The following is a 4,583-nucleotide window of genomic DNA, read 5'->3' on the forward strand; positions in this document are numbered from 1 at the left end:
ATGGGTCTGTTCAGAGTGCGGAGCTGAACATCTGCGTGACGTAAACGCAGCAAGAAACATTCTTGCGGTCGGGCATGACCGTCTAGCTGTAGGAATCCCCGTCCTTTAGCGCGGGGAGGATGTCAAAAAGTGGTCAAGTAAGCAGGCACGGGGTGTGATAATACGGCATCTGAAAAATGGTGGTAAACATTACCTAATATGTTTGCGAGCTGTAGGCCTTCGATTAAAATCAAGAATTATTATGGCGACACAAGGGCTTTGAACTCTTGAGAATTTTAGTCTTGCGTCCATTTGTAAAGTTACTTTAACTCAATTCAACCTAAAGCGTGCCCAGCACAGCGCTGTCCAAACCAATAGACCAATTAGGCACGGTTTAGCCAGAAAGGAATAATAACAATGCCAGAAGCTTATATAGTTGATGCCATTCGTACCCCGACCGGTCGCCGGAAGGGGGGGCTGGCTGATGTCCATGGTGCAGACCTGGGTGCCCATGTACTGAAAGCCATTGTTGAACGCAATGGTATTCCTGATAACGAATACGATGATGTAGTCTTCGGTTGTGTCGATACCATTGGCCCACTGGCCGGTGATATCGCCCGTACCTGCTGGCTGGCCGCTGGCCTGTCTCAGGAAGTGCCGGGTACTACAGTGGATCGCCAGTGTGGTTCTTCTCAGCAGGCAGTGCACTTTGCAGCTCAGGCTGTGATGAGTGGCACCATGGATGTTGTGGTCGCAGGCGGTGTCCAGACCATGACCCAGATTCCTATTTCTTCCGCCATGCTGGCTGCTGAACCACTGGGTTTTAAAGATCCGTTCACCGGTTCAAAAGGCTGGGTAGAACGTTACGGCGAAGAGCCACCTACGCAGTTTAATGCTGCCCAGATGATCGCTGATAAGTGGGATTTATCTCGTAAAGAGCTGGAAGCGTATTCACTGGAATCCCACCGTCGTGCGATCCAGGCGATTAAAGAAGGCCGATTTAACCAGGAAATTGTGCCTTTAAACGGTGTTGAAGTGGATGAAACACCCAGAGAATCTTCTTTGGAAAAAATGGCTGAACTGGACGATCTGTTTGGTTGTGACAAGGTAACCGCAGCGGTTTCCAGTCAAACCTGTGATGCAGCTTCTGCTGTTCTGGTGGTTTCCGAAGCAGCCCTGAAAAAGTACAACCTCAAGCCCCGTGCCCGGGTCCATCACATCAGCGTTCGTGCAGAAGATCCGATCTGGATGTTGACTGCTCCAATCAGTGCCACCCAGTATGCATTGAAAAAAGCCGGTATGACGCTGGACGAGATTGATCTGGTAGAGATCAATGAAGCCTTTGCTTCCGTGGTGATGGCATGGCTGAAAGAAACCGGCTATCCCCATGAAAAGACCAATGTTAATGGTGGTGCCATTGCTCTGGGTCACCCACTGGGTGCTACCGGAACCAAGCTGATGACGACCTTATTGCATGAACTGGAACGTACCGGTGGTCGCTATGGTCTGCAGACCATGTGTGAAGGTGGTGGTCAGGCCAACGTAACGATTATTGAAAGACTGGGAGATTAAAATGGCACTCTGTAAGGATCGCATAGTCATTATCACCGGTGCTGGTGGAGGCCTGGGCAAAGCTTATGCCGAGGCTTTTGCTGCTGAAGGTGCCAAAGTTATCGTCAATGACATCAACGAAAAAGCAGCCAATGATGTCGTGAATGGCATTGTTGCCGCCGGTGGCACTGCGGTCGCAAACACCAATGATATTACCGACTATGAAGAGTCTGCCCAGATTGTTAAGCAGGCTATCGACAGCTTTGGGGATCTGCATGTAATCGTTAATAATGCCGGTGTCTGCCGTGACAGAATGTTTGCCAGCCTGTCGGAATCGGATTGGGACCTGGTGATGTCAGTTCACCTGAAAGGCCATTTCTGTATTGCCAGCAATGCCGTGAAATACTGGCGTGAACAGGCCAAGGGCGGAAAAGAAGTCAGTGCTCGTATTATTAATACCAGTTCAGGTGCAGGTCTGCAGGGTTCTATTGGCCAGTCCAACTATGCGGCTGCAAAGGGTGGCATTGCTTCTTTGACCTTGGTTCAGGCGGCTGAACTGGCCCGCTATGGCATCACCTCTAACGGTCTGGCTCCGGCTGCCCGTACTGGCATGACCGAAGACGTATTCGCGGACATGATGAAAAAGCCGGAAGACGGCTTTGATTTTTATGCGCCTGAAAACGTTGCACCATTGGTAGTGTGGCTGGGCTCTGAAGAGTCCAAAAACGTTACGGGTAAACTGTTTGAAGTGGAAGGTGGCAAAATCTCTGTAGCAGATGGCTGGCGACAGGGGCCTCAAAAGGATAAGGGCGCTCGCTGGGAGGCTGCCGAGATGGGCGAAGCTGTCGCTTCCCTGATTGAAGAGTCTGTTCCTGCCCAGAAGGTTTACGGTACCTGATTGTTTTTTCGTCCGTATGCTTTCTGCATGCGGACGAATTAATATGCCAGCAGTCAATTTGATTCGTTATCCTCCATACATGACAGGTAGTCTGCTGATGTATTGTTTTCAACCTTCACTGTTAAGTCTTTCCAATAGCAAACGAGTCGGGAAAAAAATTCTGAGTGCTCACCGATCCCAAAAGTTAATATGATCTTGCCATTGTTTTTGAAGGCAAGCTGGGTGGTTAATTGATTGGATTGTTTATGGGAAAAAAACGATTGTTTTTTTAAAAAGAAAATAGCTTCCTGATTATCCTCGTACTTTTTGTGTATCCAGTCCGTTGAGTTAATACTCAAATAAGTGACAGGGCTTACCGTGTCTCCCTTCAACGGATCTGTGACTGTACATTCTTCAGTAGACAGAACTGCGTTCGTAGTAAAGCCAGAAAACAGTTTCTTTTTAAGGTCGTTGAAATTTTTAACCGGGTTAGAGTGACCGCTTACGGATAATACTGACAGCATCAATAGAAAGCAGATTTTTAAACCACTACGCATTTTCATTCTTTATCTCATTAAGCGAAAGGGTGCCATATTGAGCTTTAATGGCATTGATGTGTTCATTATGATTTTTGGTTTTATCCATTGAATATTGTCGAATTGATGTAGAAGAGTTTTTACAGCCAGTTTTTGTTTTTATGGAAACCTATCAGGCTGCCACTTCGTTGTCCTGCTTTTAAAATCATTGCCTATATTAAAGAGCTCACAACAATGCAGAAGTGATAATGGGGTATTTAAGATTCTATGTGGCTGCTCTTTTCTGGATAGTGGGGTTGTCTCTTGCAACCTCTGCCCATGCCATGATGGAAAGAGATTTTGACAAAAATGAATCAGGGATGGTCGCCAATCTGGCGATCTGGCTGCAGGAGCCTCTACTCTACGTATACCGTAACTATGTGCACTCAGGGTTAGAGTACCGGCAGAGGCAGGTCGGGGATCGACAGCATACGTATCTCTATCGGGAAGGCAAGTTGCCGGGCTTACTGGTTATGGTGCACGGTGTATTGGCCCGAAAAGAGTTTTATGTCTCGCTGGTCAGTGAAATGGTCAAATCACAAAAACCTTTACCCACCCTGTTTATCCCCGACCTTCTGGCTCATGGCAGTCAGCCTTATCCTGTTGATCAAAAGATGTCTCTGAGCTCCTTCACCCGTCATCTTGCTGCGTTCATCCGGTCAATCCGAAAAGAGTACCCAAAACAACCGCTCTATTTGATGGGGCATTCTCTTGGGGGAGGCTTTGTCCTTCTGCTGAACCCACTCCATGGTATTAAGCATGATGGTCTTATTCTGATCTCGCCAGCAGGGTTACCCAATGAAGAGGCCCAGGATTTTAAAGCCAGAATTGAACAGGCCAGAGGGCTGCCTTTTGATTTTGGGTCGTCAGAGCTGGTTCAGAACTATGGCTGTTGCTTTGAAAAAACAGGCATGCTCTGGAATACCGTATTCTGGTTGGCTTCAGGGGTGTACGACTGGCTGGACTGCCCCATAGAAACTGCCATGAAGAATAAAATGTTCAGGGATCTTGAACGCTCCAGAAAGCATTTAATGTCATCTATTTCCAGTCATGAAGTGCTCCAGAGAAACCTGAAAAAGCCTGTCCATTTGATCTGGACCCAGAACGATAGAATGTTTGCACCATCCCGTTATGAGAAGTTAGTGGGTGCAATGAACGAGACGTATACACAATTAAATTGTTACAGGGAAGAAGGCTCCCACCTCTGGCCTTATGAGCATTCAGACCAGGCTGCAGCGAGGGTGCTGGACATTCTGGAATCATTGAGTACTCAACCGGATCAGGAATGAATTCTGCCTGAGTGTAAAGGGTTGGAAAAAATAAGAGTACTGATTAAGTTTGTCTGTTAACTCGAACAAACGGACTATGTTGCGAGGACGATGACGTGGCATCCTTCGCTACAAGAATAAAGGTGACTTTTTTAGTTACAGCCAGGATCTATAGGCACAGATCTTCATCACTTTGGGTGATGAGTGGTAACTATTCAGCACCCCCTGCTGGAAATGGGTGGTGCTGAAATGCTTACCGCACAAGGGGTAGAAAAAGCTGTCTGATCGTTTAGCTTTCTGAAAAAGGAGTTTTTGACGAAAAATGCACTTAAA

5 protein-coding genes are annotated in these 4,583 nt (G+C 47.2%); 4 read left to right on the plus strand and 1 reads right to left on the minus strand.

The features are described from left to right. The 3 genes from ACR2PX_RS20855 to ACR2PX_RS20865 all read left to right on the plus strand — a co-directional run. Positions 1–109: zinc ribbon domain-containing protein (locus ACR2PX_RS20855; RefSeq protein WP_433997355.1), on the plus strand; the 109-nt coding region annotated here is incomplete at its 5' end. A 287-nt stretch (positions 110–396) separates the two neighbouring features. Further along, positions 397–1,551, plus strand: a complete 1,155-nt coding sequence (locus ACR2PX_RS20860; protein ID WP_434001288.1) for an acetyl-CoA C-acetyltransferase — start codon at positions 397–399, stop codon at positions 1,549–1,551. 1 nt (position 1,552) lies between these two features. Beyond that, positions 1,553–2,428, plus strand: coding sequence for an SDR family oxidoreductase (locus ACR2PX_RS20865; protein ID WP_434001289.1), 876 nt, complete (start codon positions 1,553–1,555; stop codon positions 2,426–2,428). A gap of 53 nt (positions 2,429–2,481) precedes the next feature. Here the strand turns inward: ACR2PX_RS20865 and ACR2PX_RS20870 are convergent, their stop codons facing one another. Next, positions 2,482–2,970, minus strand: coding sequence for a hypothetical protein (locus ACR2PX_RS20870; protein ID WP_434001290.1), 489 nt, complete (start codon positions 2,968–2,970; stop codon positions 2,482–2,484). A gap of 221 nt (positions 2,971–3,191) precedes the next feature. On the opposite strand from ACR2PX_RS20870, the gene ACR2PX_RS20875 reads away from it, so the two are divergent. Next, positions 3,192–4,271, plus strand: coding sequence for an alpha/beta hydrolase (locus ACR2PX_RS20875; RefSeq protein ID WP_434001291.1), 1,080 nt, complete (start codon positions 3,192–3,194; stop codon positions 4,269–4,271). The last annotated feature ends 312 nt before the right edge of the window (positions 4,272–4,583 follow it).

This window comes from Endozoicomonas sp. (assembly GCF_051008435.1).
Lineage (GTDB): Bacteria > Pseudomonadota > Gammaproteobacteria > Pseudomonadales > Endozoicomonadaceae > Endozoicomonas_A.

Coding starts and splice junctions, on each gene's coding strand:
- ACR2PX_RS20865 (WP_434001289.1), top strand. CDS start 1,553: ATGGCACTCTGTAAGGATCGCATAGTCATTATCACCGGTGCTGGTGGA.
- ACR2PX_RS20860 (WP_434001288.1), top strand. CDS start 397: ATGCCAGAAGCTTATATAGTTGATGCCATTCGTACCCCGACCGGTCGC.
- ACR2PX_RS20870 (WP_434001290.1), bottom strand. CDS start 2,970: ATGAAAATGCGTAGTGGTTTAAAAATCTGCTTTCTATTGATGCTGTCA.
- ACR2PX_RS20875 (WP_434001291.1), top strand. CDS start 3,192: ATGGGGTATTTAAGATTCTATGTGGCTGCTCTTTTCTGGATAGTGGGG.